This is a genomic window from Allobosea sp. UNC402CLCol (assembly GCF_000745475.1).
In the GTDB taxonomy this organism is placed as follows: domain Bacteria; phylum Pseudomonadota; class Alphaproteobacteria; order Rhizobiales; family Beijerinckiaceae; genus Allobosea; species Allobosea spartocytisi.
In genome coordinates, this window is sequence record NZ_JQJJ01000007.1 from 2,501 (window position 1) to 5,737 (window position 3,237).

A 3,237-nucleotide genomic window follows, 5' to 3' on the forward strand; every position below is an offset into this window, starting at 1 on the left:
AGGCGATGAAGGACGTGATACGCTGCGATAAGCCGTGGGGAGCTGCGAATGAGCTTTGATCCGCGGATTTCCGAATGGGGAAACCCACCTTCGATCTCTGTTATTCTAAGGGCAGGCTTCGGCTTGTTCTTGGGCTAACAGAGATCAAGAGAAGGTATTGAACTCTGAATACATAGGGGTTCAAAGCTAACCCAGGGAACTGAAACATCTAAGTACCTGGAGGAAAGGACATCAACGAGACTCCGTTAGTAGTGGCGAGCGAACGCGGACCAGGCCAGTGCCTGACTGTAAGTTACCGGAAGTGGTTGGGAAACCACGCAATAATGGGTGATAGCCCCGTACGGATCTGCGAACAGTTGGGACATGAGTAAGGCGGGACACGTGAAATCCTGTCTGAACGTGGGGGGACCACCCTCCAAGCCTAAGTACTCCTCAGCGACCGATAGTGAACAAGTACCGTGAGGGAAAGGTGAAAAGCACCCCGACGAGGGGAGTGAAATAGCACCTGAAACCGAATGCTTACAAACAGTGGGAGCTCAAGGTTCGTCCTGAGTGACCGCGTACCTTTTGTATAATGGGTCAGCGACTTAGTCTGGCGAGCAAGCTTAAGCCGTTAGGTGTAGGCGTAGCGAAAGCGAGTCTGAACAGGGCGTTCAGTTCGTCGGATTAGACCCGAAACCGGGTGATCTAGCCATGAGCAGGTTGAAGGTAAGGTAACACTTACTGGAGGACCGAACCGGTGCCTGTTGAAAAAGTCTCGGATGACTTGTGGCTAGGGGTGAAAGGCCAATCAAACTCGGAAATAGCTGGTTCTCCGCGAAAGCTATTTAGGTAGCGCCTCGTGTGAATACTCCGGGGGGTAGAGCACTGGATGGGTGAGGGGTGCTTACCGCATTACCAATCCTAACCAAACTCCGAATACCCGGAAGTACTGCACGGGAGACACACGGCGGGTGCTAACGTCCGTCGTGGAGAGGGAAACAACCCTGACTTACAGCTAAGGCCCCCAATTCGTGGCTAAGTGTGAAAGGATGTGGGAATCCCAAAACAACCAGGAGGTTGGCTTAGAAGCAGCCATCCTTTAAAGAAAGCGTAACAGCTCACTGGTCTAAACAAGGGTTCCTGCGCCGAAAATGTATCGGGGCTCAAGCCACGAGCCGAAGCTTAAGGTTTGCACTTTGTGCAAGCGGTAGCGGAGCGTTCCATAAGCCAACGAAGGCGGACCCGTGAGGGCTGCTGGAGGTATTGGAAGTGCGAATGCTGACATGAGTAACGACAAACAGTGTGAAAGACACTGTCGCCGAAAGTCCAAGGGTTCCTGCGTAAAGTTAATCTCCGCAGGGTTAGCCGGCCCCTAAGGCGAGGCCGAAAGGCGTAGTCGATGGGAATGAGGTGAATATTCCTCAGCCAGTTGGTAGTGACGGATCGCGTACGCTGTCAGATCTTATTGGATTGATCTGGCTTCCAAGCGGTTCCAGGAAATAGCTCCAACATTAGACCGTACCCTAAACCGACACAGGTGGACTGGTAGAGTATACCAAGGCGCTTGAGAGAACTATGCTGAAGGAACTCGGCAATTTACCTCCGTAACTTCGGGATAAGGAGGCCCAGTGTCTAGGCAACTAGGCATTGGGGGCACAGACCAGGGGGTAGCGACTGTTTAACTAAAACACAGGGCTCTGCGAAATCGTAAGATGACGTATAGGGTCTGACGCCTGCCCGGTGCCGGAAGGTTAAAAGGAGGTGTGCAAGCACCGAATTGAAGCCCCGGTAAACGGCGGCCGTAACTATAACGGTCCTAAGGTAGCGAAATTCCTTGTCGGGTAAGTTCCGACCTGCACGAATGGCGTAACGACTTCCCCGCTGTCTCCAGCATAGACTCAGTGAAATTGAATTCCCCGTGAAGATGCGGGGTTCCTGCGGTCAGACGGAAAGACCCCGTGCACCTTTACTGCAGCTTTGCGCTGGCATTCGTGTCGGCATGTGTAGGATAGGTGGTAGACTTTGAAGCCGGGGCGCCAGCTCTGGTGGAGTCATCCTTGAAATACCACCCTTATCGTCATGGATGTCTAACCGCGACCCGTCATCCGGGTCCGAGACAGCGCATGGCAGGCAGTTTGACTGGGGCGGTCGCCTCCCAAAGAGTAACGGAGGCGTGCGAAGGTGGGCTCAGAGCGGTCGGAAATCGCTCGTTGAGTGCAATGGCATAAGCCTGCCTGACTGCGAGACTGACACGTCGAGCAGAGTCGAAAGACGGCCATAGTGATCCGGTGGTCCCGCGTGGAAGGGCCATCGCTCAACGGATAAAAGGTACGCCGGGGATAACAGGCTGATGATTCCCAAGAGTCCATATCGACGGAATCGTTTGGCACCTCGATGTCGGCTCATCACATCCTGGGGCTGGAGAAGGTCCCAAGGGTTCGGCTGTTCGCCGATTAAAGTGGTACGTGAGCTGGGTTCAGAACGTCGTGAGACAGTTCGGTCCCTATCTGCCGTGGGTGTAGGAGAATTGAGAGGATCTGCCCTTAGTACGAGAGGACCGGGGTGGACGTACCTCTGGTGGACCTGTTGTGGCGCCAGCCGCAGTGCAGGGTAGCTATGTACGGACGGGATAACCGCTGAAGGCATCTAAGCGGGAAACCCACCTCAAAACGAGTTCTCCCTTGAGAGCCGTGGAAGACGACCACGTTGATAGGCCGGGTGTGTAAGCGCAGCAATGCGTTCAGCTTACCGGTACTAATTGCTCGATCGGCTTGATCGTTCTCATGATCAATGTCCGCGATACACCAACAAACGCGAACACCAGGCGCCCGGCCGCACGGACGGGCCCTGACGAAAGACCTTATGCTTGCCATATCCTTCGCCGGCCCGGTGGCTTGAGCGAGGAGCCAGAACCCGATCCCATCCCGAACTCGGCCGTTAAACTCCTCAGCGCTGATGGTACTGTGTCTCAAGACCCGGGAGAGTAGGTCGTTGCCGGGCCTGTCAAGGATATCCCTCATCACAATCGATAAATCGCATAACGCGGCGGTCGACACTTGTCGCCGCCGCGTTACCGTTTAAAGCCCAAACCGTCCCAGGACAGGCCGCATCGCCCATCCAGGACGCCAAAGGCCAAATCATTGACGCGGGGTGGAGCAGCCCGGTAGCTCGTCAGGCTCATAACCTGAAGGTCGTCAGTTCAAATCTGGCCCCCGCAACCAACGATACTGACAAACCCGTCGCTCCAGCGGCGGG

At 55.0% G+C, this 3,237-nt stretch carries 1 tRNA gene and 2 rRNA genes (1 of these 3 running past the window's edge); all 3 read left to right on the forward strand.

The annotated features are described in order from the left end of the window. Positions 1–2,761, forward strand: a 23S ribosomal RNA gene (locus tag GY40_RS01980) (it extends 44 nt beyond the left edge of the window). 106 nt (positions 2,762–2,867) lie between these two features. After that, a 5S ribosomal RNA gene (gene rrf, locus GY40_RS01985) occupies positions 2,868–2,982 on the forward strand. Between the two features lie 144 nt (positions 2,983–3,126). Next, a tRNA-Met gene (locus GY40_RS01990) sits at positions 3,127–3,203 on the forward strand. Positions 3,204–3,237 lie beyond the last annotated feature (34 nt).